Annotated in this window: 19 protein-coding genes and 1 pseudogene; 15 read left to right on the top strand and 5 right to left on the bottom strand. The window is 38.1% G+C overall.

Annotation, left to right across the window (positions count from 1 at the left end; all coding sequences use genetic code 11):
- The first annotated feature begins 1 nt into the window (after position 1).
- From H4J50_RS09910 to H4J50_RS09895, 4 genes are read left to right on the top strand one after another with little or no spacing between them, the layout of a single operon-like run.
- Positions 2-3,010: a CHASE domain-containing protein gene (locus H4J50_RS09910; RefSeq protein ID WP_182256070.1), complete on the top strand. Its 3,009-nt coding sequence runs from the start codon at positions 2-4 to the stop codon at positions 3,008-3,010.
- Positions 3,010-3,456: a response regulator gene (locus H4J50_RS09905; RefSeq protein WP_220466155.1), complete on the top strand. Its 447-nt coding sequence runs from the start codon at positions 3,010-3,012 to the stop codon at positions 3,454-3,456. Before H4J50_RS09910 ends, H4J50_RS09905 begins: the two co-directional genes overlap by 1 nt.
- Positions 3,457-3,474: 18 nt before the next feature.
- The gene (locus H4J50_RS09900) at positions 3,475-4,215 is read left to right on the top strand and encodes an ATP-binding protein (RefSeq protein WP_182256066.1); all 741 of its coding nucleotides are present in this window, start codon (positions 3,475-3,477) and stop codon (positions 4,213-4,215) included.
- Entirely contained in the window at positions 4,208-4,591 is a 384-nt protein-coding gene (locus H4J50_RS09895) for a response regulator (protein ID WP_182256064.1), read from the top strand. The genes H4J50_RS09900 and H4J50_RS09895 overlap by 8 nt, the downstream gene beginning before the upstream one ends.
- 121 nt (positions 4,592-4,712) lie before the next feature.
- Here H4J50_RS09895 and H4J50_RS09890 read toward each other — a convergent pair whose 3' ends face one another.
- Together H4J50_RS09890 and upp are read right to left on the bottom strand one after the other, a co-directional pair.
- Complete coding sequence (locus H4J50_RS09890) at positions 4,713-5,978, bottom strand: uracil-xanthine permease family protein (protein ID WP_182256062.1); 1,266 nt, start codon at positions 5,976-5,978, stop codon at positions 4,713-4,715.
- A 91-nt stretch (positions 5,979-6,069) separates the two neighbouring features.
- A complete protein-coding gene (gene upp / locus H4J50_RS09885) occupies positions 6,070-6,696 on the bottom strand; it encodes a uracil phosphoribosyltransferase (protein ID WP_182256060.1) in 627 nt (208 codons plus the stop codon).
- 371 nt (positions 6,697-7,067) lie between these two features.
- Here upp and H4J50_RS09880 point away from each other — a divergent pair, with 371 nt between their 5' ends.
- The 10 genes and pseudogenes from H4J50_RS09880 to rpoS all read left to right on the top strand — a co-directional run bounded on the left by H4J50_RS09880 (position 7,068) and on the right by rpoS (position 14,437).
- The gene (locus tag H4J50_RS09880) at positions 7,068-7,766 is read left to right on the top strand and encodes a hypothetical protein (protein ID WP_220466154.1); all 699 of its coding nucleotides are present in this window, start codon (positions 7,068-7,070) and stop codon (positions 7,764-7,766) included.
- A gap of 101 nt (positions 7,767-7,867) precedes the next feature.
- The gene (ftsB, locus tag H4J50_RS09875) at positions 7,868-8,170 is read left to right on the top strand and encodes a cell division protein FtsB (protein WP_108456882.1); all 303 of its coding nucleotides are present in this window, start codon (positions 7,868-7,870) and stop codon (positions 8,168-8,170) included.
- The gene (gene ispD, locus H4J50_RS09870; RefSeq protein ID WP_182256058.1) at positions 8,170-8,898 is read left to right on the top strand and encodes a 2-C-methyl-D-erythritol 4-phosphate cytidylyltransferase; all 729 of its coding nucleotides are present in this window, start codon (positions 8,170-8,172) and stop codon (positions 8,896-8,898) included. Before ftsB ends, ispD begins: the two co-directional genes overlap by 1 nt.
- Positions 8,889-9,365, top strand: a pseudogene (gene ispF / locus H4J50_RS09865) (2-C-methyl-D-erythritol 2,4-cyclodiphosphate synthase); the annotation flags it as partial. The gene ispD and the pseudogene ispF, both read left to right, overlap by 10 nt.
- The gene (gene truD / locus H4J50_RS09860; protein ID WP_182256095.1) at positions 9,351-10,553 is read left to right on the top strand and encodes a tRNA pseudouridine(13) synthase TruD; all 1,203 of its coding nucleotides are present in this window, start codon (positions 9,351-9,353) and stop codon (positions 10,551-10,553) included. The pseudogene ispF and the gene truD, both read left to right, overlap by 15 nt.
- Positions 10,550-11,302 carry a 5'/3'-nucleotidase SurE gene (gene surE, locus H4J50_RS09855; RefSeq protein WP_108456880.1) on the top strand — a complete coding sequence of 251 codons (753 nt, stop codon included), beginning with the start codon at positions 10,550-10,552 and terminating at the stop codon, positions 11,300-11,302. Before truD ends, surE begins: the two co-directional genes overlap by 4 nt.
- On the top strand, positions 11,299-11,976 hold the full coding sequence (locus H4J50_RS09850; protein ID WP_108456879.1) for a protein-L-isoaspartate(D-aspartate) O-methyltransferase: 678 nt from the start codon (positions 11,299-11,301) through the stop codon (positions 11,974-11,976). Before surE ends, H4J50_RS09850 begins: the two co-directional genes overlap by 4 nt.
- 3 nt (positions 11,977-11,979) lie before the next feature.
- The gene (locus H4J50_RS09845; RefSeq protein WP_182256056.1) at positions 11,980-12,558 is read left to right on the top strand and encodes a YqaA family protein; all 579 of its coding nucleotides are present in this window, start codon (positions 11,980-11,982) and stop codon (positions 12,556-12,558) included.
- 17 nt (positions 12,559-12,575) lie between these two features.
- Positions 12,576-13,424 (top strand): peptidoglycan DD-metalloendopeptidase family protein, encoded by an 849-nt coding sequence (locus H4J50_RS09840; RefSeq protein ID WP_259366215.1) that lies wholly within the window; start codon positions 12,576-12,578, stop codon positions 13,422-13,424.
- 86 nt (positions 13,425-13,510) lie between these two features.
- Entirely contained in the window at positions 13,511-14,437 is a 927-nt protein-coding gene (rpoS, locus tag H4J50_RS09835; RefSeq protein WP_182256054.1) for an RNA polymerase sigma factor RpoS, read from the top strand.
- 127 nt (positions 14,438-14,564) lie between these two features.
- Here rpoS and mutS read toward each other — a convergent pair whose 3' ends face one another.
- The 3 genes from mutS to H4J50_RS09820 form a co-directional block, all read right to left on the bottom strand.
- Positions 14,565-17,126: a DNA mismatch repair protein MutS gene (gene mutS / locus H4J50_RS09830; RefSeq protein WP_182256052.1), complete on the bottom strand. Its 2,562-nt coding sequence runs from the start codon at positions 17,124-17,126 to the stop codon at positions 14,565-14,567.
- Positions 17,127-17,704: 578 nt separating this feature from the next.
- The gene (locus H4J50_RS09825) at positions 17,705-19,864 is read right to left on the bottom strand and encodes a heparinase II/III family protein (protein WP_404842749.1); all 2,160 of its coding nucleotides are present in this window, start codon (positions 19,862-19,864) and stop codon (positions 17,705-17,707) included.
- Positions 19,865-20,031: 167 nt separating this feature from the next.
- Entirely contained in the window at positions 20,032-21,513 is a 1,482-nt protein-coding gene (locus H4J50_RS09820; RefSeq protein WP_182256048.1) for a mannitol dehydrogenase family protein, read from the bottom strand.
- Between the two features lie 548 nt (positions 21,514-22,061).
- On the opposite strand from H4J50_RS09820, the gene H4J50_RS09815 reads away from it, so the two are divergent.
- Positions 22,062-22,815 (top strand): FadR/GntR family transcriptional regulator (locus H4J50_RS09815; RefSeq protein ID WP_182256046.1); only part of this gene is annotated, 754 nt, incomplete at its 3' end.

Raw genomic sequence — 22,815 nt, 5'->3', positions numbered from 1 at the left:
AATGACTGTAGCTTCTATTAATATGGACTCGAGTAAAAATTCAGCCTTTAAAAGCTTTGCGGTTTTTGCTGTCAGTTTATTTTTATTGATTATATTCGTAAGCACTTTTTTTGTGATACCTAAATTTAATAGCTTATTGGATAATCAACATGAGAAGGATGTGGCCAATGAGTTAGCTCTAGAAGCCGCATTATTTAGTCGGTTTGTTGTTAGTCAACAATCTATAGTGCAAGATTTAGCTGCGTACCCGATGTTAGCGGGGGCGGTTATGTTGGGAGAAATAAATGATCTTTCAATAACTGAGTTATTTGAAAACTCTGTTATTGGCGGTAAAAAAAGCCGATTGGTTTTGCAAGATATTGCAGGAACCGTGGTCATAGAAACAGATAATAAGCTTTATGGCAATTACTCAGGTGATCAACCATGGGTTGAGCAAATACTGCAGGGTAGCATCGCTTATCATTTTCAACTGCTACGGCAAAATAAGGCTGCTTTAACCTTTAAAATATCAGTACCTGTTCTCTATAACGGTTACATTGAAGGGGTATTAAGCAGTGAAATTACTATACCGTTAGAAGACATATTTATAACACAAAATTATAAGGAAAATGTAGCATTTAGGCTTAGTCAAGGCTCGGTACAGGTTAATACTAGCACTGAGCACATCGAGATTTATCGTGAAAACTCATTAACGTTACCAGATACCGATATTGTCTTTACTTATATTTCTGATGACAGCTTAATTTACGACGGTAAACGTGAACTACAAAACACCATTTTATTAACTTTATTGATTAGTTTTACACTTTCGTTTTTATTGTTTGCGGGACTAAATTACAGAGGTTTAACTCGAAGAGATGGGAATGTTAAAGTTAAGCTAGCGACATGGAAAGTCTACAGTATTCCAATTTTTGTCGGTGTTATTGGTGTTGCGGCAAGTATTTCTGCTTTTATGATCGAATCAAACCTCAAAATATCTGCAATTGAAAAAGAACTCATCTTCGAAAGCAAAGAAAAAGTTAAAACAATTAGTAAAAGTATTGATTTAAATTTACAAATTTTAGATGCCGTTAAAGCGTTTTATAACGCTTCAAATTATGTCAGTCGTCAAGAATTTAATGCCTTTGCAACGCCATTACTCAACAACTATAAAAATATAAAAGCCATAGAATGGGTGCCGTATATTACGCATGAGCAACGTCATGCGTATGAAAAACAAGCCAGAGATGACGGTATCATTGATTTTACGTTTACAGAAATAAGCGCTACAGGTGATATGGTGCTTGCTAACGATCGTGAAAGTTATTTACCTGTATATTATGTTGAACCTCTTGAAGGCAATGAAAGAGCGATGGGTTTAGATAATGGCGCCAATAAAGAACGATTAAATACCATTAGTAAGGCGATAAATAGTGCTGATAAAGTTGTCACTGGAAAAATAAATTTGGTTCAAGCTGCAGAAGACTCTGCAGATGTACTTGTTTTTAATCCTATTTTTGACCAAAAACTAGAAGGTAATAAGCTCAACTCTACATCAAGTTTTATTGGCCTTGCTGTCTTAGTTCTAAATATAGGTGATATTGTTGCAGATACGGAAGTGGAAGATAAAGGCCGTTTATCTTTGTATGTTGAAGATATCACAGAAGTTGACAACATTGAGCGGCTTTACGGTACTTTGGCAAGTAATAGCTGGTTTACTCACAGTGAAGTTATCAAGGTTGCTGGCAGAAGTTGGCATATTGAAACACATACAAATACGACAAAAACGCCGCTAATGCTTTCAGCTTGGCTTTTACTTATTGCCAGTTTAGCTGTAACTGCTTTGATAACATTTAGTATCACGCACCTTATTCGTCGACGAGAAGTCGTAGAGCAGCTTGTTGTTAGCAGAACACTCAGTTTAATTGAAAGCGAAGAGCAACATCGCGCGGTAGTTGAAAATGCAGTAGACGGTTTGTTAACGATTAATGAGTTTGGCATTATTGAGAAGTACAATCGCGCGGCAGAAAATATTTTTGGTTATACCGCAGATGAAATGATTGGTGAAAACCTGAAAAGACTCCTACCAGTAACCGATCATGGTGATCAAGATACTTACCTAGAAGATTATCGAGATTCGGGTATTAAAAAAGATATGGGGATAGAGCGTAAAGTAAAAGGTAGACGCAAAGACGGCACTATTTTCCCTGTAGATTTATCAGTTAGTGAGATGATCATTGGTAATACTAGAAAACTTTCAGGCATAGTTAGAGATGTAACTGAACGAGTGAAGCTCGAAAAAGAGCGCGAAAAATTTATAGAAAAGTTAACAGATTCAAATGAAGAGCTGGCGCGATTTGCTTATGTTTGTTCACATGATTTACAAGAACCTTTAAGAATGGTGCGTAGCTTTTCTGAAATGTTACAAGAGCATCTTGCTGATAACTTAAAAGATGATGCTAAAGGTCAAAAGTATTTTAACTTTGTTATTGATGGTGCTGCACGCGCACAATTATTGATCACTGATATTTTGTCTTATTCGAGTATTAGTAGTGACACTCAAATGTATGAAAATGTTGATGTAGAAGCGCTTATTTCTGTCATAAAAAAAGACTTGCTTGGTTCATCAAACAATAAAGCTGAGATTACTGCTGATGTTTTGCCTATTTTACAGGGCAATAGAACACAGCTATTTCAACTTTTTCAAAACTTAATCAGTAATGGCTTAAAATATCAAAAACCAGATTCGACACCACATATACATATCAGTGTTGAAAGCAGCGACAAGTACTGGTTGTTTGCTTTCAAAGATAATGGCATTGGTATGCAAGAACGTCATTTAAATAAAATATTTGAGGTTTTTCAACGTTTACATGGTAAAAAACAATATGCAGGCACCGGGGTTGGTCTTGCCATATGCAAAAAAGTGGTAGAGCGCCATGATGGCGCTATTTGGGTAGAGTCTGAAGTAGATGTAGGCTCAACCTTTTATGTTAAATTATTAAAACCAACAGATGTAGAGGAAACATGATGACACAGGATGTTAGAGTTGCAGAAATATTACTGGTTGAAGATAATGAAGGTGATATAGAACTAACCCGTGAAGCTTTTGGCGATGCAATATTTCGAAATAATCTGCATATTGCCGAAGATGGTGACATAGCATTAGATTACCTATATAAACGCAATGGTTATGAAACGGCGGTTCTGCCAGATATCATTTTGTTAGATTTAAATCTACCCAGTACTGACGGTAAAGAAGTGCTACAAATAGTAAAATCTGATCCTCTACTCAGAAAAATTCCTGTCATTGTTTTAACCAGTTCAGAAGCTGATAAAGACGTGATGGAAAGTTACGATTTACATGCAAATTGGTATATTGTAAAACCCGTGAACGCCAGTAAATTTATGAAAGTTGTTAAAGATGTAGAAAAATTTTGGAGTGATATTGTTTGTTTACCTTCTAGTCATCGATAAGCAACACAAGGACGAAAAATGAGCGCTAAGTTAGAGTCTGAATTGGCAAAAGTTAATCAAGAATTAGCCTCACTGAAAGCTGAGTACGAAGATTTTGTTTATATCGTGTCACATGATCTCAGTGCGCCTTTAAGGCAAATACAAAGTTTTAGTGAGATTATTGTTAATAAACATGGTGACTGTTTTGATGATAAAACTAATCGTCACTTTGAACTGATTAATAACGGTTCGACTCAAATAACAATAATGATAGAAGCACTTAAAAGTTATTCACGGTTAAATACAAGAACTAAACCGTTTGAGTTGTTAGATTGTAATAAAAGCGTATCCCAAGCGTTAGAAAATTTATCTGCATTAATCACCGACACCAAGGCATCGATTACTTGTGATATTTTACCCGAAATTATTGGAGACGAGGCACAAATAACATTTTTATTTCAACATCTAATTAAGAATTCACTGACATACCAAAGTACGGGAAATAAGCCCGTTATTTCAATCTCATTTACTCAAGATAATGACGATTGGAAATTTTGCATTACCGATAACGGTATTGGTATTTCAGATAATTTGACGAAAAAAATATTTAAAGTATTAAGAAGAGGGGTTTCCAGTAAAAAGTATCCTGGTTTAGGCATGGGACTCGCATTCGTTACAAAAATATTACAAAAACATCAGGGTGACATTAGTGTGGCGACAGAAAATGAACATGGGGCCACTTTTACCTTTAAAATAGCCAAGGACTTACCTCATGAATGAGCCGGTAAATATATTATACGTGGAAGACAACGAAGGTGATGTAGAGTTAATGCAAATGTCTATAGAACGCTATTTATCATCTTGGAATATTGTTTTAGATGTGGCTGAGACCGTAGAAGAAGCTAAAGAAATATTTAATCAAGACAAGCATGCAATCGCGCTTATTGACTGGAATTTACCAGATGGAGATGGGGTAGATGTGTTGCAGTTTATTCGTACGAGGAATGAAAACCTGCCTGTTTTTCTCTTAAGTGGTGTAATAACCGAGAATCATATAACGGATACAGAAAAGTATAAACCAACTGCGTGTCTTCAAAAGGGTTACGATAAAAAGTTTTTTGCTCAATTAGAGCAGTGCCTTGCCGCTGTAGACTAAACCTTTCATTGATTCTTTATTTTAAAATAAAGGGTAAAGGCTGCATTGTTCAAATCTGATTTTTAGTAAAGGCCTGAGTAAATTAATGCTCAGGCCTGTTAATTTTTAACTAAAATTAACGTTAAGCTGTTTTAGCTTCCTTCGGTAATATTAAATTTAAGCTAATCGCGACTAAAGCACATAAACTAATACCTTGAATACTAAATCCACCTAGGTTTAACGCCATGCCGCCGATACCAAAAACCAATACTACGGCGAAAATAATAAAGTTTCGTGGTTGATCAAAATCAACTTTAGCTTTAACTAAACTACCTAAACCCACACTGGCAATTAGTCCAAATAACAACATCATAATCCCGCCCATTACGGCACCGGGAATGGTGTGTAATAAAGCGCCAAGCTTACCCACAAAGGCCATTATAATAGCTGTACAAGCGGCCCAAGTCATAATTCTAGGGTTAAATGCTTTGGTTAGCATGACAGCACCAGTAACTTCTGAGTAGGTGGTATTAGGTGGACCACCTAACATTGATGCGGCTGTTGTCGCTATACCGTCACCTAATAATGTTCGATGTAACCCTGGCTTTTTAATGTAGTCTTTACCTGTGGCAGAGCCTATGGCTAAAATATCACCAATATGTTCAATAGCCGGCGCAATCGCGATAGGTAACATGTAAATGATGGCCTGCCAATTAAACTCAGGTGCGGTAAATTTAGGAACAGCAAACCAAGCCGCATTTTGCACAGGGGTAAAATCAATAATCCCGTGATAAAGCGATAATATATAACCCACAGTTATGCCAGATAGAATGGGCATTAAGCGCATAAATCCCTTACTAAATGCTGAAACTAAAAGTGTAGTAAGCAGCGCAGGTAGCGAAATACTTAACGCCAGTGATTGCGAAATTAGTTGAGTTGAGCCATCGCCTGTGCGACCTAAAGCCATATGAACGGCAACAGGGGCAAGCGATAACCCAATAACCATAATGATAGGGCCAGTAACTATAGGCGGTAAATATTTGCTAATAAAACCCACGCCACGTGCTTTAATTAGGCCACTAAAGCAAACATAAACACCACCAACAACAGCCAATGCGCCCATGGTTGCAGGTATTCCCCAAGTTTGTGTGCTGTACATAATAGGGGCAATAAAAACAAATGAAGACGCTAAAAATACCGGCACTTGGCGCTTTGTTACTAATTGAAATAATAAAGTTCCTATACCCGCAGTACATAGCGCTACGTTAGGATCTAAACCCGTTAATAATGGCATTAATACTAAGGCGCCAAAAGCTACAAACAGCATTTGAGTACCCGTAAGTACTTCTTTAAAGAGCGACTGATTATTATGTTCTAGATTATTTATTTGCTTGTTCTGTGCATTCATACTTTGCTCAATAAAACTGCCCGAAATTTGGCAGTACAGTCAGGTTAAGCCGTTACATTTCTTAGCTTCATCAATATCAATCAACTAAGCGTTATTTGGTGCCGAAAATTTTATCGCCAGCATCACCAAGGCCAGGTAAAATATAACCAGCATCATCTAAGCGGTCATCTACAGCGGCAGTATATAACTCAACATCAGGATGTGCTTTTTCTAATGCAGCAATACCTTCTGGTGCAGCAACTAACACAAGTGCTTTGATGTTGGTCGAGCCGCGTTCTTTTAATAAATCTATAGTTGCTACCATAGAGCCGCCCGTAGCCAGCATGGGGTCAATCACCAGAGCTAAGCGTTCTTCAATTTGACCAGCGAGTTTTTCAAAATAAAATACAGGTTCGAGTGTTTCTTCGTTTCGGTACATACCAACAACTGAAATACGAGCACTAGGAATAAGCTCTAAAACACCATCCATCATACCTAAACCTGCACGTAGAATAGGCACAACAGTAACTTTTTTACCTTTAATTTGTTCTACTTGAATTTCACCATTCCAACTATTAATCGTGGTTGTTTCTACTTCAAGATTCTTTGTTGCTTCATAGGTTAATAAACAACCCACTTCAGAGGCAAGCTCACGAAAGCGCTTCGTACTTATATCGGCTTCACGCATTAAGCCAAGTTTATGTTTAATTAGGGGGTGGTTTACTTCGACTACGCTCATTATTTACTCCAGAAGCTAGATGGAAAATGTTTTTTGATATTATACCCAAACAACCTAAAAATACTTGCTTGAGTGATGAAAAATATTGCTTTATCTGCTGTTTTAAATGTCATGTACTACTTGAGTGCACAAATGTTTAGCAATAAGGTTGTTTTTATACCAGTGCCATTCATTTTTCAAAAGGTAAGATTTCCGTGATGATTTAAAAACTTTCCTATTGCTCGACAAGTATTTCGCACTGTTTAGTCGAGTTACCGTTGAATTGCTGAAATTACAAGTTGAACAATAAAAAATTGTTGCGCTATTTTATCTTTACACAACAATCAAGTATGCTTAAATTATCAGCGTTTAGTATAGTAGTATTTTAATTCATGGTGACTCAATCATTATTATGGCAATCGGAAAAGCAGTCATCTGACTTTGCTGAACTTTGTAATGCCCTTTATGAGCGAGAATTAATGACCTTAGCGCGTAATGAATATCCTGCGCTAAGTAGTTTGCAAAGCCGAATTAAAAGCTTACCGCATTATGTTAAACGTACTGCATTTGCATTATTGAATGCACAAACACCGCTTGAACTCGATATTCAAAATGCCAGTTGGTCTGCAAAACAGGTCAGTACTCATCCTTCAATAGGGCAATTAATATCCTATGATGAAAACGTTATTGCTTGGTATCGCAGTCAACAATTGGTGCATGGTTTAGTCGTACCAATTGCGTTAAATAGTCATATTGTTCTTGATAGCGTTGATCGAATAGATCGAGAAAAACAATGCTTTCGCACCAACGTTTATGGTTGGTTTGATTTGTCGAATGACGAATCGCAAAATGCTACAGCTGCTGATGCAAGCATTAGCACCGCGCATCAAGTTAATACTGAACTAAAAACAGACAACAATAACAATGTCATTAGTTTACTCAAACCAACGAAAAAAATAATGACAGCAGCATGTGCAGGCCATTGTTGGCAAAATAGTCGCAAGTCTCAACCCATATTGCCATCGTTACGTGAGTTACTGCTTTCTTGTACAATTAATTGGCGTAATTTCAAACAACCAAGGGTTAATTAGCCTAACATTGGCTTTTAAATCTAGTTGGGTGTTTACAGCAGACGGTACGCATTTATAATAGCGTACTATTAACCTTCTTTTATTTCGACTTTAGATACTTTATGCGGCTGATCACGGCAGTTTTAATACTTTTTCTTGTGCTTTTACAATACCGACTTTGGTTTGGTAAAAACAGTGTGCCTGATTATTTAGCGCTGGAAGAAGAGGTCAGTCGACAATTAGCTAATAATAATAAGCTAAAACAACGTAATAAATTACTTTATGCCGATACCGATGATCTAAAATCTGGTACCGAAGCGATTGAAGAGCGTGCACGCCATGAGTTAGGTATGATCAAACAAGGTGAAACATTTTTTCGTGTTATCCCTAATGATGATGCAGACGAAAAGGAAAAATTGCGATAATGAACAATGCTAATGGGCAATTTACCGTAGTCGTGCCCGCTGCAGGTGTTGGTAAACGTATGCTTTCAGCTTGTCCTAAACAATATTTAACCATTGATAATATTACCATTTTAGAGCATACCGTTCAGCGTTTACTTAGCCACCCATCGATTGGTCATGTCATTATTGCCTTGGGTGAAAATGATGATTATTTTCCCAGTACAGGGTTAACAAATAATCAAAGTGTTACTTGTGTTATTGGTGGTAAAGAACGTGTTGATTCAGTACTTGCTGGTTTAAAGCACGTAAGCGCAGCACAAGAGAAGTGGATTTTGGTGCATGATGCTGCAAGGCCTTGTATCCAACACCAAGATTTAACCCGGCTAATTACCTATTGCCTTGCCATCGATCATGGTGGCCTTTTAGCCACACCAGTTCGCGATACTATGAAGCAAGCAAATGCTTCACAAGTGGTCGCTGCTACATTAGATCGCAGCCAAATGTGGCATGCGCTTACCCCTCAAATGTATAAAACACATGAGCTCACCAACGCAATTACTTCGGCTTTATTAAGCGACATAAGTATTACCGATGAATCTTCTGCGATGGAAGCCCTAGGTTATGCTAGCGGCTTGGTTCAGGGGAGTAGCGATAATATAAAAATTACTCAGCCAGAAGATTTAGCTTTAGCTGAGTTTATTCTAAATCAACAAAAAAATAATTTAGCTTCAGAGGCAATATGCGAATAGGTCATGGTTTCGACGTTCATCAATTTGGCGGTTCAGGTCCACTAATTTTAGGTGGTGTTGCTATTCCGTACGAATTTGGATTTATTGCACACTCTGATGGTGATGTTGCAATTCATGCGCTATGTGATGCCATTTTAGGCGCATTATGTTTGGCAGATATTGGCAATCATTTTCCTGATACCGATGGTGACTACGAAAATATTTCGAGTCGAATTTTATTACGTCATGTTGTTGGCTTAATGCAAGAAAAAGGGTTTAGCTTAGGTAATGCAGATATTACTATTTGTGCCCAAGCACCAAAAATGGCGCCACACCTTGTCGCTATGCGTGAATGTTTGGCAGAAGATTTACAAGCTGACATTGAGCAAGTTAATGTGAAAGCAACCACCACTGAAAAACTAGGTTATGTTGGCCGCAAGGAAGGTGTTTCAGTTCACGCTGTCGTGTTGTTAATGAAAACTGACAATAACAACAAAATAAAAACAGCAACTAAACCCGCAATTAAAAATGAAGTGAAACCGGTTGAGCAAAGCCAGTCACCATTACCTGAATTTTCATACTTATATGGTAAACCTAAGTCCACGGGTTTATTGCGACAGCACAGATCAGATTTTAAAGTTTTTGAGCAAATACCCTTTGAACCTTGCGGAGAGGGCGAACACCTTTTTATTCATATTCGAAAAACGGGTGCCAATACCGCATTTGTTGCTAAACAATTAGCACACTATTTTTCAGTGAACGAATCTTTAGTTTCTTATGCCGGTTTAAAAGATCGCTTTGCGGTAACCGAACAATGGTTTGGTGTGCATGTTCCCGGTAAGCAAATTTTTGACTTAACTGACTTGAATATTGAAGGTGTAGAAGTTTTATCATCAAAGCGACATAACAAAAAACTGCGTATAGGCGGTTTAGACGGTAATCGTTTTGAAATTACCTTACGTGATGTAACAGACATTGATGAACTTGTTAGACGTTGGCACGTAGTGAGCAATTTTGGTGTACCTAATTACTTTGGTGAACAACGTTTTGGTATTAATGGCGGTAACATTGAAAAAGCCATGGGGTTGTTTTCAGGTCAAAAAGTCAAAGATAAGAAAAAACGTGGTATGTATTTATCTGCCGCTCGCTCGTTAATTTTCAACCAAATGATCAGCCAACGTATTGAACAAAAAACATTCGACAGCATAATTAATGGTGATGTATTAATGTTGGCGGGTACACAGTCTGTATTTCGCGGAGATCTTACTGATGAAAGTTTAACAACACGCCTTGTTGAACATGATCTCGATATAACTGCGCCAATGTGGGGCGCTGGCGAACTAATGACTACTGATGATGCGCGTGCCTTTGAGCAAAGTATTGCTGACGGACAACAAGCTTTTTGTGAAGGGTTACCTCGTTTTGGTTTAAAGCAAGAGCGCCGACGTATTCGGTTAATTATTAAAGACACCGAAATTAAAGTCGATAACGATGTTGTAACCTTGTCATTTTTCTTAAGCTCAGGTGCCTATGCCACCACCATTATGCGAGAACTTATCGATTATACCGATTTAACTGAGCGAGTTGATGTCAGCACAAGAAGCAGTTCAACAGTTGAAACTAAAGCTGAAGTTAAAACAAAAGACCATAATGCGGAGCTAACAAATAGAACATGAGAATATTACTGAGTAATGACGACGGTGTTCATGCAGATGGCATTAAAGTCCTCTTTGATGAATTAGCAAAATTTTTTGATGTCACCGTAGTTGCACCTGATAGAAATTGTAGTGGTGCAAGTAACTCCTTAACATTGCTGAACCCATTACGTGCTCATACTTTAGAAAATGGCTTTATTTCGGTTAATGGTACACCTACTGATGCTGTTCACTTAGGCGCAGCACAATTAATGAAACCACAACCTGACTTAGTTGTAGCGGGTATTAATCATGGGGCTAATTTAGGTGATGATACTATATATTCTGGTACGGTAGCAGCCGCAACAGAAGGGCGTCACTTAGGTATGCCAGCGATAGCGGTTTCATTAGTCTCTTCAGAGCCTAAGCACTTTCAAACAGCGGCGGTTGTTACGGCCAAATTTATTGAGCGTTTAAAGCTGCATCCGCTGCCTAGCGATCAAATTATTAATATTAATGTACCTGATGTGCCACTTGAACAACTCAAAGGCATTCAAGTAACACGCTTAGGTAACCGCCATAAAGCGGAAACAATGAAAAAGGTGAAAGATCCTTGGCAACGTGATATTTATTGGTACGGTCCATTAGGACAAGAGCTTGACGCTGGTGTCGGCACTGATTTTCATGCGATAGCCAATGGCTATGCTTCGATAACTCCCTTAACGATCGATATGACCGCTTATAAAAGCTTGGCAAAAATGACAGAATGGATTAATGAACTTTCAATATGAGACAAAGTAATATCAATGCCAGAGTGGGCAGTAATATCAGTGGGAAGTCGAGTCGTAGTGGAGAATTACTGGCACAAAAATTACTGGTTGAAGGCATTAAAAATCAACAAGTATTAAGGGCTATTGCAAGCTCTCCTCGACATATATTTGTGCCCGAAATTTTAGCACATAAAGCTTATGACAATACGGCATTGCCTATTGGCCAAGGGCAAACCATATCACAACCTTATATCGTAGCAAAAATGTCAGAATTATTGCTAGCTGATGGTGTACCTGACAGTATTCTTGAAATAGGAACCGGCTCAGGTTACCAAACCTCTATTTTGGCGCAGTTAACATCTAAAGTGTTTACAGTTGAGCGTATTAAGTCATTACAGTGGCAAGCTAAGCGCAGATTGCGCACAATGGACCTGCACAATGTTTCGATGAAACATGGCGACGGTTGGCAAGGTTGGCAAAGCAAAGCGCCATTCCAAGCAATTATCGTCACTGCTGCTCCAACTGAAGTACCGCCAGCCTTGTTGGAACAACTTGCCGATGGTGGTCGTTTAATCATTCCTGTTGGCGAGCAAAGCCAAGTTTTGAAATTAATTACACGTCATGGTGATGAGTTTAAAGAGCAGCAAATTGAAGCTGTTCGTTTTGTTCCTCTCGTACCTGGCGCTTTAGGATAGTTTGTGAAAATATTTTCTGCATTATACGAATGGACACTTAAATGGGCAGAGCATAAATTTGCCCCTAGAATTTTAGCGGTATTAACTTTTGCAGAGTCGGTGTTTTTTCCGATTCCTCCTGATGTCCTACTAGCGCCTATGGTGATGGCGCAACGCGAAAAAGCATGGCGTTTCGCTACTATCACTACCGTTGCTTCGGTGCTAGGCGGTATTGTCGGATATGGTTTAGGCTATTTAATGTTTGACCCTTGGATACAGCCATTGATCACTGAATTTGGCTACCAAGCCAGATTCGATAAAGCCATGTTATGGTTCAGTGAATGGGGTGTTTGGGTGGTATTTATTGCTGGGTTTTCTCCAATACCTTATAAGCTATTTACCGTAAGTGCTGGCTTTTTAAATATGGCATTTTTGCCATTTTTAATTGCATCCGCCGTTGGTCGTGGCATGCGTTTTTTTATGGTTGCCGGTATTATTCGTTGGGGCGGAGCGGCGATGGAGAAAAAGCTTAAACAGTGGGTTGACGTTTTAGGTTGGCTTGTTGTTATTGCCATTGTTGTTGCCTATATTGCGACACGCTAACAGATGTTAGGTTAATTATGACGAAATGGATGCAGGGTCACTTCTTTAACGCTAATAATATTTTGGTGTTATTGCTGATGTTAGCTATTAATGGCTGTTCAACTCGAAGTAAACCTGCGCCTGTTGTTGACGTTCAAGGATCCCTTCCGCTAAGTCAACGGCTAAAAAACAGCGTTAGTGGTAGTGAATATATAGTCAAAAAAGGCGAAACTTTATATTCAATTGCTTGGCGCGCTGATGTTGATGTGCGCACCTTGGCCAGCATTAATAATATCAAAGCGCCATACAATATATATCCGCAACAAAAATTATTTTTAACTAAAACTTCGAGCAAACCAAGTGTTAGTACTACCAAGACTAAAAGCTATAAATCAACAAAACAAAAAGTTATAACAAAACCTATTGCACAGAAGAAAAAGCAGGAGTATGGTGGAAATGTAGTTGAGCGAAAAACAAGCAACAATGCTCAACAACCAAACACTGCATTTTCTCAAAAAATAAGAACATGGCAGTGGCCTGCAAAAGGAAAGGTTATTCGTAAGTTTTCCTCAGCAAAACAAGGTAATAAAGGAATCGACATTGCGGGGCGACGCGGTGATTCGGTAAAAGCAACTGCAGACGGTAAAGTAGTTTATGCCGGCGGTGCGTTACAGGGGTACGGTCAGTTAGTCATCGTTAAACATAATGAAGATTATCTTAGCGCTTATGCCCATAACGATCGTATTCTAGTGAAAGAGCAGCAAGTTGTAAAAGCCGGTCAAGTGATTGCCAAAATGGGAGATACTGACGCTGAAAGAGTTATGCTTCATTTTGAAGTTCGCTTTCGCGGAAAATCAGTTAATCCAATGAAGTATTTGCCGAAATAATAATAAAAATTTATCAAAAATAGATTGGAGTCAACGTGAATAATTAGTCAGTAATTTAGCTTGTGCTAAAAAAAGGGAGATATAACATGGGTATAAAAAAAGAAATAGCATGTTCTGATGTTGCGGTTAAGGAAAAGCCAACAAATACAAAGGTAGAAATGCCCGAAGAAACACCTTCCAGTCTAGATGCAACACAAATATATTTAAGTGAAATCGGTTTTTCCCCCCTATTAACCGCCGAAGAAGAAGTCTACTTTTCTCGCCTTGCTCTAAAAGGTGACGAACGCTCACGTAAACGTATGATAGAAAGTAATCTCCGTTTAGTTGTAAAAATAGCACGCCGTTATAATAATCGTGGTTTACCGCTGTTAGATCTCATTGAAGAAGGTAACTTAGGCCTGATTCGCGCTGTTGAAAAATTTGATCCTGAACGTGGTTTTAGATTCTCCACTTATGCTACTTGGTGGATTCGTCAAACCATTGAACGCGCTATTATGAATCAAACTCGTACTATCCGTTTACCTATTCATGTGGTTAAAGAACTTAATATTTATTTACGCACAGCCCGTGAATTAGTGCAAAAACTTGATCATGAACCCACCGCAGAAGATATCGCCTTAGCGCTTGACGTTCCAGTAGAAAGTGTCAGTAAAATGCTACGTCTGAATGAACGTATTGCTTCAGTAGATTCACCCTTTGGTGGTGAAGGTGAAAAAGTCCTGCTAGATGTTATTCCTGATGAAAAAGGTGGCGGTCCAGAAACAAAATTACAAAGTCACGACATTAAACATAGCATTGTTGATTGGCTAAATGAGCTTAACTCTAAACAACGTGAAGTGTTGGCAAGACGTTTTGGTTTGTTAGGCTATGAACCTGCAACCTTAGAAGATGTTGGTGTTGAAATAGGTTTAACACGTGAACGTGTTCGCCAAATTCAAGTCGAGGCACTTAAACGTTTGCGGGATATATTAAGTCAACAAAACTTATCTATTGAAGCGTTATTTCAAGTATAAAGTTACCCATTTAATTTTTATATTAGTATTAAATAAAAACCAGCAATTGCTGGTTTTTTTAGGTCAAAATTAAACTGAAGATATTACATTTATCAGCGGCAAAGTTAGGCTATTAATTTGCGGACTCTTACAGTAAGCCTTTTAACTTATACAGTAAATCTAAGGCCATTTTAGGGCTTAAATCGTTAACATCTATTTCACTCAACTCTTCGACTACAGGATGTTTATTATCCATTAAAGATAACTGTTCAAATGCTTTGGGTTCGTTAGTCATAATAGAAGGAGCTTGCATGCTTTCAAGCTCAGATAAGCGTTGTTTTGCTCGTTGAATAACACTTCTTGGAACACCAGCAAGCTGAGCAACTTGTAAGCCAAAGCTTTTGCTTGCAGCGCCTTCTTGTACTGAGTGCATGAAAACAATACTGTCGCCATGTTCAACAGCATCTAGATGAACATTTGCGAGTGTCTCAATTTGATCGGCAAGTAAAGTCAATTCAAAATAGTGGCTAGCAAAAAGCGTAAAGGCCTTAGTTTTGATCGCCAGCATTTCAGCACAAGCCCAAGCGAGTGATAAACCGTCATAGGTGCTGGTTCCTCGACCAATTTCATCTAATAGGACTAAACTTTTATTGGTGGCATTATGTAAAATATTGGCAGTTTCAGTCATCTCTACCATGAAGGTAGAGCGCCCGCTAGCTAAGTCATCAGAAGCACCGATACGGGTGAAGATTCTATCCACCATACCAATTGTTGCTGCACTAGCCGGTACATAACAACCTATGTGTGCCAGTAAAACGATTAATGCAGTTTGGCGCATATAAGTCGATTTACCGCCCATGTTAGGACCTGTAATAATCAACATCTCACGACGGTTATTTAATATCACTGGGTTGGCGATAAAAGGTTCTGTGGTCATTTGTTCAACAACCGCGTGTCGACCTGCTTCTATATTAATACCGCTGTCTTCTTGTAATATTGGTTTTACATAATTTAAAGTTTCAGCACGTTCGGCAAAAGTATTTAATACATCAATCTCAGACAGCGATTGTGCTAGCAGTTGCAGTTTCTCTAACTCAGGCAGTATTTGATCAAATAAGGCATCATATAGGCGTTTTTCAAGCGCAAGAAACTTACTTTGCGCTGAGAGCACTTTCTCTTCATGCTGCTTTAATTCGTTAGTAATAAAGCGTTCGTTATTCTTTAACGTTTGTCGTCGAATATAATCATCGGGTACATCAATGGCTGAACTGCGACTCATTTCGATATAAAAACCATGTACTTTATTGTAGCCAACTTTTAATGATTGAATACCCGTACGCTCTTTTTCACGTGCTTCTAGTTGTGCTAAAAATTCTGTTGCCCCATCGCTTAAGTCTCGCAATACGTCTAATTCAGCATTATAGCCAGCAGCTATAACGCCGCCGTCACGAATAAGTACAGGCGGATTTTCTACAATGGCACTTTCTAATAATGCTTGTATTGTAGGAATAGGCTGACATTGCTTAATCAATGCAGCTAAGTGTATTTGTGAGCAGCTTGTAGTGAGTGTTTGTAGTTCAGGCAAATGTATTAATGCATTACGCAAACGTGCAAAATCACGAGGGCGAGCAGAGCGCAAAGCTATACGTGCCACGATGCGTTCAATATCCCCAAATTGTTTTAAGTTAGTGTTGAGCTCAAACGATAAGTCTTGCTGTAATATATCTTCAATCGCATTCTGGCGATTATTCAAGACTTTAAGTTCGCGTAGAGGGAAATGCAACCATCGCTTTAGTAACCTTGAACCCATAGGTGTAGCTGCTTTATCAAGAATTGCAGCTAAGGTGTTTTCGTTGCCACCTTGTAAGTTTTGCGTTAATTCTAAATTGCGACGAGTCGCAGCGTCGAGGATAACGGCACTTGAGGCGCTTTCACCAATAATTGATCTAATATGTGGCAATGCAATACGCTGGCTATCTTTTACATACTGAAATAAGCAGCCTGCTGCCGCAATACCTAAAGGTTTATCTTCAACACCAAAACCTGACAGTGACTGAGTACCAAATTGTTTATTTAGCAGGGTTTTACTGGTTTCTAAATCAAACTCCCAATCAGGGCGTCGGCGTAAACCTTTGCGACCAGCAATGACACTGTTGGCAGCTAAAGATTCTGGATAGAGTAATTCAGCTGGCGATAATCGCTGAAGTTCTGCTTGCACTTGCTCTTCAGTTCTTGGCTCTACTAATACAAATCGTCCACTAGTCATGTCTAAATAAGCGAGACCAAAACCCTGTGATGTTTGATGAATTGCCACAATTAAATTGTCTTGTCGATCGCTTAACAGGGCTTCATCACTAACCGTACCAGGGGTTACAACACGTACAACTTTACGTTCGACTGGACCTTTACTTGTCGCGGGATCACCTATTTGCTCACAAATAGCGACAGACTCACCTAGCTTGACTAATTTAGCTAAATAACCGTCAACCGCATGATAGGGGACACCAGCCATTGGAATAGCATTGCCACCGGTTTTTCCTCGCGCAGTTAATGAAATATCGAGTAAATCAGATGCTTTTTTAGCATCGTCAAAAAACAGCTCATAAAAATCGCCCATACGATAAAAAATTAAAATATTAGGGAATTCGGCTTTAATTGTCAGGTACTGACGCATCATAGGGGTGTGTTTAGAAAGTTCTGATTCATTCATGTTTTATATTTTTATCGGTTGAGTTGTGTACTAAAGCTTTGTATTTAATGTTGATATTTATTCTACTTATTCAATGTTAGCAAAGCGAACAAAGATTAACGATTTACCTATGTTGTCAACGTAGACTAAATAGGGCGCTAATATATGATGAAAACGGTGATTTATTATCAACTATATAGTTTAGGGTAAGTAATTTAATTATTTAAAATGATACTAACAGAAAATGATAATCAGCGCTCTCTGTTAAAAAGCTTTAAATAAGGAGGGATTGCAAAATAATCAAGTGATGAAAATGGTGTTAAAGCTATCATTTATACTCACAACTGCTGGAAGTCGCTTTAGCCGTTTTGATAAACAATATTAATAAAGTAAAAGGTTATAATCAAAAGGAATCGTTTTTGGAAAAGGGAAGCTTGTTAAAAGTCGATACTTTAAGAGGACAGAAATCAAAGTATGCATGTTAAAAGTATGTCATGTTTATTGTGGCTAACACTGCAGAAGTTATTCGAAATGTTACCAGTAACCGCTACTTTACATGTAGGTAGCGGTTACTGATTATTACTTTAATTATTTACCGTTTAATGTGAGCTGTTTATTGTGAACAGTTTAAAGCGGCCATTAAATTTATAATTTTCACCGTTATGTGAAAAGCTGTTTAATTGCTTTGATTTAATTTTATCAGCTGAGTTAAACGCCAACAAATAGTGTTGGTTACCGACAATGCTAATTTCAATTACATCAATATTATTGACTTTTTTATGTGTCAGTTTTTCAATTGAACTAACCGCAGAAATAGTAAATTCTTTTGATGGGTTATATTCACCATGAGGCTCTAACACGCTGACAAAAGTATGATCTTTAGCCTTGGCTTTTCGATTAATAAAAGCATTTTCATTACGTAAGTTAAATAGCGGATCGTTCGCACCAATTTGAGTGAAAATTAAAGACGAATCGCCATCCATAACAGCTGAGCTAGTATAGAATCTGCCATTATCGTTTAACCAAGTAATTTGAGATAAGCCTGCTTCAGGTTGTGCTTGTGCTTTTAACCATAAATGTTGATAACCATTCTCTTTACCTAGAACAGGCAAACTCGTTAGCTGTGTGTCTAAATCAAAGTCAGTGCTAATTAAGTGACCTTTATAATGAACCGGCAAATCATATTGATGCGCTTCTTTTGACTTTATATCAAATACATCAACAACTAATGATTGCTCTAACCCTGATTTAAGTTTCAGCGGTAGTTTAATTAACGCCATAGTACGCTTTAAAGCAACGCCTTTGTATGCACTATTAATGGTTGCTGAACTCATAATGACGTGATCATTTTTTTCAAAAAACAATAATTCAGGGTGATTAGCATTACCCATTTTAACATCGGCATTAAAGTGTGACTTTTCGTCAACCACGACGGTATTGTGAGCAACGGTTTGCTTTGCCCAGGTTTGATTTTCAGGTAAGTATCGACCACCAAACTTTGCTTCGACATTTAAAAATCTTGCCGCGCCATAATCTGACACTATTTCAGCGCCTTTATCGTAAAACTGCCACGTAAGTTTATCGAAATGGCCATGACCTAAGCCTTGTCCTGTAGGTTTGAATAAAACCGCTTGCTCGCCGGCAACGTTTTGGCGCATGATCACCAATGCACCTTGTTTTCCGTCGTTACCATCACCAAACGCGACAGATTTAAACTGATAAGGTTTTTCAAGCTGCTTGTCTAATGCTTGTGCTACTTTTAAGCCTTCACCGGTTAATATAATTTCATTTTGCTGTTTAGCAATATCGAGCAGGCCTGCATCACCTGTTAAGCCATAGGCAATAGCTACACCGTTGACTAATTCAATTGTGTCTATGCCTTTGCTTTTAATCGCGTCATTAATTGGGAAGAATAGCTTGTTGTAGCTTAACTGAATGGTGGTATCAATGGCTTTTAATAGAATACCGTCACGGTATTCAAAAATTTTACGTTCAGGCTGGTTTGCTTGAATGACTTTGGCAAAGGTAACGAATGGCATTAACGCATAACGTTGATAATAGGGACCTTCGTTGTAATAGCCTTGCGGAGAAAATAACTCATCTAACTGTTTTAAAAAGCCACCCTTTCCTGATTTATCAAGATCATAAAGCGCTTGTTCTACCCATTCTTGCTCACCTAATACATAGCCTGTCATACCAACAGCAGCGGTTGCCCATGTGCCATGATTATGTACTTTGTTAAAAGTTTGAGGTGACTCTACAGACAAAAATTTAGCAATAGGGCGAAATAAACCTGTTTCAATTTTAGTTTTTTCGTCGGCATTTAATGCAGGTAAAATTAAGTCGTAAGCCTGACTAGTATAAACTAACCACATTGCTTCGTTTAGGCTTTGCCAAAATAATTTACCAGGACTTTGCTTGCCCATTTTTCTTTTCGGGTGAAGCGGTAAAGTAGGGTAGAGGTCGGCATAAACCAGCAGCATATCACGCACATAGTTAGCATATTTTTCATCTTGAGTTAGTTGAAAAATAATACCGGCATCGTACATTAACTTGTAATTTTTCTTATGACGTTCATGCGTATAACCACCACCGCCATCTTTTGGCTGTGGTACGGTAATTTTTTGCGCTATTTGTTCATCTACAGAGGCTTTACTGGCAAGAAAAGTACGTTTAAATTGCCCTTCATCTTTTATAGCCGCGCGCATGTTTTTAACATCTGCAACGGTTATCACTAGATTAGGACTAGTTTTTGCCATCGCCAATTGTGTGTTACCCACTAACGCAAACAAAACGATGCTGATAGCTCCTAGCCATTTTTTTGCTGTAAATGGGAGAGTGAATGAGGTTTGATTTAATAGTTTCATAAATACCCGTTCTTCAAATTAAAATTACTAATTGCTTAAAGTACAATCAAAAGTGCTTTTTAAGCAGACAATTTATCTACAATGTTGCTAATGTTTTTTATATCGCCAATACGTAACGCTGATAAGCTTTCAGCTAATTGGACTTTGAGTTGTGTGTTATCTTTGAATGTTTGACCAAAAATTGACTCAATACTTAAAAAAGCTTCAACAACTTCCATTACGTCATTACTGAGTAAGTGAGGCATTTGAGTAAATGTACTCGCGATTGGGTCTATTATTTCGTTACCTGACTTTAAAGCTTGGCAAATAAATTCGAACCAGCAAGCTAATGACAAAGAAAGTAACGTTGTTGAACGACCTAGGCGTAAGTTATCTTCGATGGTTGGTAATATTCTCATTTGTATTTTTTGCGAACCGTCGAAGGCTATTTGTGCTAATAAGTGGCGAATATTAGGGTTTAAAAAACGTTGAATAATATCGTGGCTATAAATCTCGACATTTAATTCTTTGGGCGGTTTGAACGAGCCAATAATTTCTTCTGAGGCAAGTTTACTAATAAACTGATAAAAGCCTTTATCACTAGTTACGTCAAATACGGTTTCAAAGCCTGCTAAAGAACCCGCGTAAGCTAAAGTTGAGTGTAAACAGTTCAGTAATCTTAACTTTGCTTTCTCAAAGCCTTCAACATCGTCGGTGAATATAACACCAACATCTTCCCAATTTGGTCGTTCGCCTTGCCAGTTATTATCAATAACCCATTGGGTAAACTCTTCTCTTTGAATTGGCCAATTGTCTTGTAAGCCGACAGCCTTAGAAACTGACTCAATAGTGTAGTTTTCAGTTTTCGGCGTTATGCTATCAACCATGGCATTTGGAAAGGCAACATTAGTATCTATCCAGTCTTTAAGGTCTGCATCAAATTGTTCAGCGTAATCTAAAACAGCACGTCGTAATTTGTCACCATTACCAGAAACGTTATCACAACTGAGAACATTGAAGGCATTAATGCTATTAAGTTTACGAAGTTTTAGAGCTTCAACAATAAAGCCGATAGCACTCACTGGGGCGCTTGGGTTTGCTAGGTCATGTTTAATATCGCTATGGTTTAAATCTAAAGAACCGTCTGCAGCTAAGCAATAACCTTTTTCTGTAATCGTTAAGGTAATAAGTTTTGTACTCGCTGCAGACATACGCGTAATTACGTCGTTTGTTTGCTCGCTAGCAACAAGTACTTCTTTGATGGCGCCGATGACTTGATAACTAATATTTTTATCTAAAATTGCTAAGGTGTATAAATTATCTTGTTTTGCTAAAACGTCTCGTGCGGTTGCACTGCGAAGCGATACCCCACAAATACCCCAGTTCCCGCCAGATAAATTCATTGCGTTTTCAGTATAAAACGCTTGATGTGCACGGTGAAAAGCCCCAGGACCTAGATGAACAATACCAATTTCAGTGCTTTCTCTATCGTATTGAGGGACAGAAATTTCTTTATTACTGGCGACTTGAGATAAATTTAATTGATTTAGCGCTAAGGTCATATCGTTCTCTTGTTTGTATTACTTTGAGCGGTGTGAAGTGACTCAGTTTCTTCTCATTATTACCACTTGATGATCAAAATATTTATGTACTGAGGTAAAGTTTAGATCGCCTCATAAATATTAACTTCATTTATAATAAACGAAAAGCAATCGGCCTTACCAGTTTATTTTTGTTTTATTTGAGGTTGGTAATTTACTTGATGTCTGTGTTTTATTATTTATCAATGTTTTCAGTTATTTGTAGGTTTAATTGTGAGGTTTTATTTGGCATTACCAATATGAGTAGTGGAGAAAATAAACTATGTTAATTGGAGGAAAGTCGTAGCTAAGCTTTAGCGCTATTTTTTATGCTTATCGTTACGTTAACCATCGGGTGTAGATAGTAATGTCACACTTGAAAGACTCGCTTAAATTGATAACAGTAATATGCTATGACATATATAAAACTGACGTTATATTCTGTATTATGACTTTTCTATCTAAAAACTGGTCATTTACATTTTTATATTGGTCAGTTAGGTACCTTAAGTTCAAGTGAATAAAATTTTATGAAGTCATCAACAGCAAAAACGCCACGTCTTTACCAACAAGTGGCCGAAAAGTTACTTACTCTCATTGAGTCAGAACAATATACCGTTGGCATGCGTTTACCTGCTGAACGTGATTTAGCGGCAATGTTTACCGTTAGCCGACCAACGATTCGTGAAGCTGTTATAGCACTTGAATTAGAAGGTTATGTTGAAGTTCGTATGGGTTCTGGTGTGTATATTGTTGAGCACAATAAAGGAAAAAGCCGTTTTTCTGATAAAGATGTTGGGCCTTTTGAGTTAACAGAAGCTAGAGCTTTATTCGAAGGTGAGGCCGCCGCATTGGCCGCTACTATGATAACGGATGAAGAGTTAGCCCAACTTTCGCAAACGCTAAATGAGATGGCCTGTGAAAACAATAATGATATAGACAGTCATGAAGCCGCTGATAAAAAATTTCATATGATTATTGCAACAGCGACTAACAATAGTGCAATAAGTGCTGTTATTGAGGGGCTATGGGATGAACGAGACAGTTCTGCCCTTACTAAACGCATGTATCAAACTGTGCGAGATAGTGGTGTTAAACCCTCTGTTGATGAGCATAGAGCAATATACGAAGCACTAAAGTCACGTGATGCTCAAGCTGCACGAGCCTTGATGCGTGAGCACTTAATGCGAGTAATCGATGGCATTTTACAAGCAACCGAAGTTGAGGCTGTAGAGGCTGCTCGTAAACAAGTGATTAAGAGTCGAGAAAGATTTAGTAAAACCC

The sequence above is a fragment of the Colwellia sp. 6M3 genome (genome assembly GCF_014077595.1).
Lineage (GTDB): Bacteria > Pseudomonadota > Gammaproteobacteria > Enterobacterales > Alteromonadaceae > Cognaticolwellia.
The sequence above is the reverse complement of the archived record's forward strand: the minus strand, read 5'-3'. Positions and strand labels throughout refer to the sequence as shown.

Coding starts and splice junctions, on each gene's coding strand:
- H4J50_RS09910 (WP_182256070.1), top strand. CDS start 2: ATGACTGTAGCTTCTATTAATATGGACTCGAGTAAAAATTCAGCCTTT.
- H4J50_RS09905 (WP_220466155.1), top strand. CDS start 3,010: ATGACACAGGATGTTAGAGTTGCAGAAATATTACTGGTTGAAGATAAT.
- H4J50_RS09900 (WP_182256066.1), top strand. CDS start 3,475: ATGAGCGCTAAGTTAGAGTCTGAATTGGCAAAAGTTAATCAAGAATTA.
- H4J50_RS09895 (WP_182256064.1), top strand. CDS start 4,208: ATGAATGAGCCGGTAAATATATTATACGTGGAAGACAACGAAGGTGAT.
- H4J50_RS09890 (WP_182256062.1), bottom strand. CDS start 5,978: ATGAATGCACAGAACAAGCAAATAAATAATCTAGAACATAATAATCAG.
- upp (WP_182256060.1), bottom strand. CDS start 6,696: ATGAGCGTAGTCGAAGTAAACCACCCCCTAATTAAACATAAACTTGGC.
- H4J50_RS09880 (WP_220466154.1), top strand. CDS start 7,068: ATGGTGACTCAATCATTATTATGGCAATCGGAAAAGCAGTCATCTGAC.
- ftsB (WP_108456882.1), top strand. CDS start 7,868: ATGCGGCTGATCACGGCAGTTTTAATACTTTTTCTTGTGCTTTTACAA.
- ispD (WP_182256058.1), top strand. CDS start 8,170: ATGAACAATGCTAATGGGCAATTTACCGTAGTCGTGCCCGCTGCAGGT.
- truD (WP_182256095.1), top strand. CDS start 9,351: ATGAAAACTGACAATAACAACAAAATAAAAACAGCAACTAAACCCGCA.
- surE (WP_108456880.1), top strand. CDS start 10,550: ATGAGAATATTACTGAGTAATGACGACGGTGTTCATGCAGATGGCATT.
- H4J50_RS09850 (WP_108456879.1), top strand. CDS start 11,299: ATGAGACAAAGTAATATCAATGCCAGAGTGGGCAGTAATATCAGTGGG.
- H4J50_RS09840 (WP_259366215.1), top strand. CDS start 12,576: ATGACGAAATGGATGCAGGGTCACTTCTTTAACGCTAATAATATTTTG.
- rpoS (WP_182256054.1), top strand. CDS start 13,511: ATGGGTATAAAAAAAGAAATAGCATGTTCTGATGTTGCGGTTAAGGAA.
- mutS (WP_182256052.1), bottom strand. CDS start 17,126: ATGAATGAATCAGAACTTTCTAAACACACCCCTATGATGCGTCAGTAC.
- H4J50_RS09825 (WP_404842749.1), bottom strand. CDS start 19,864: ATGGCAAAAACTAGTCCTAATCTAGTGATAACCGTTGCAGATGTTAAA.
- H4J50_RS09820 (WP_182256048.1), bottom strand. CDS start 21,513: ATGACCTTAGCGCTAAATCAATTAAATTTATCTCAAGTCGCCAGTAAT.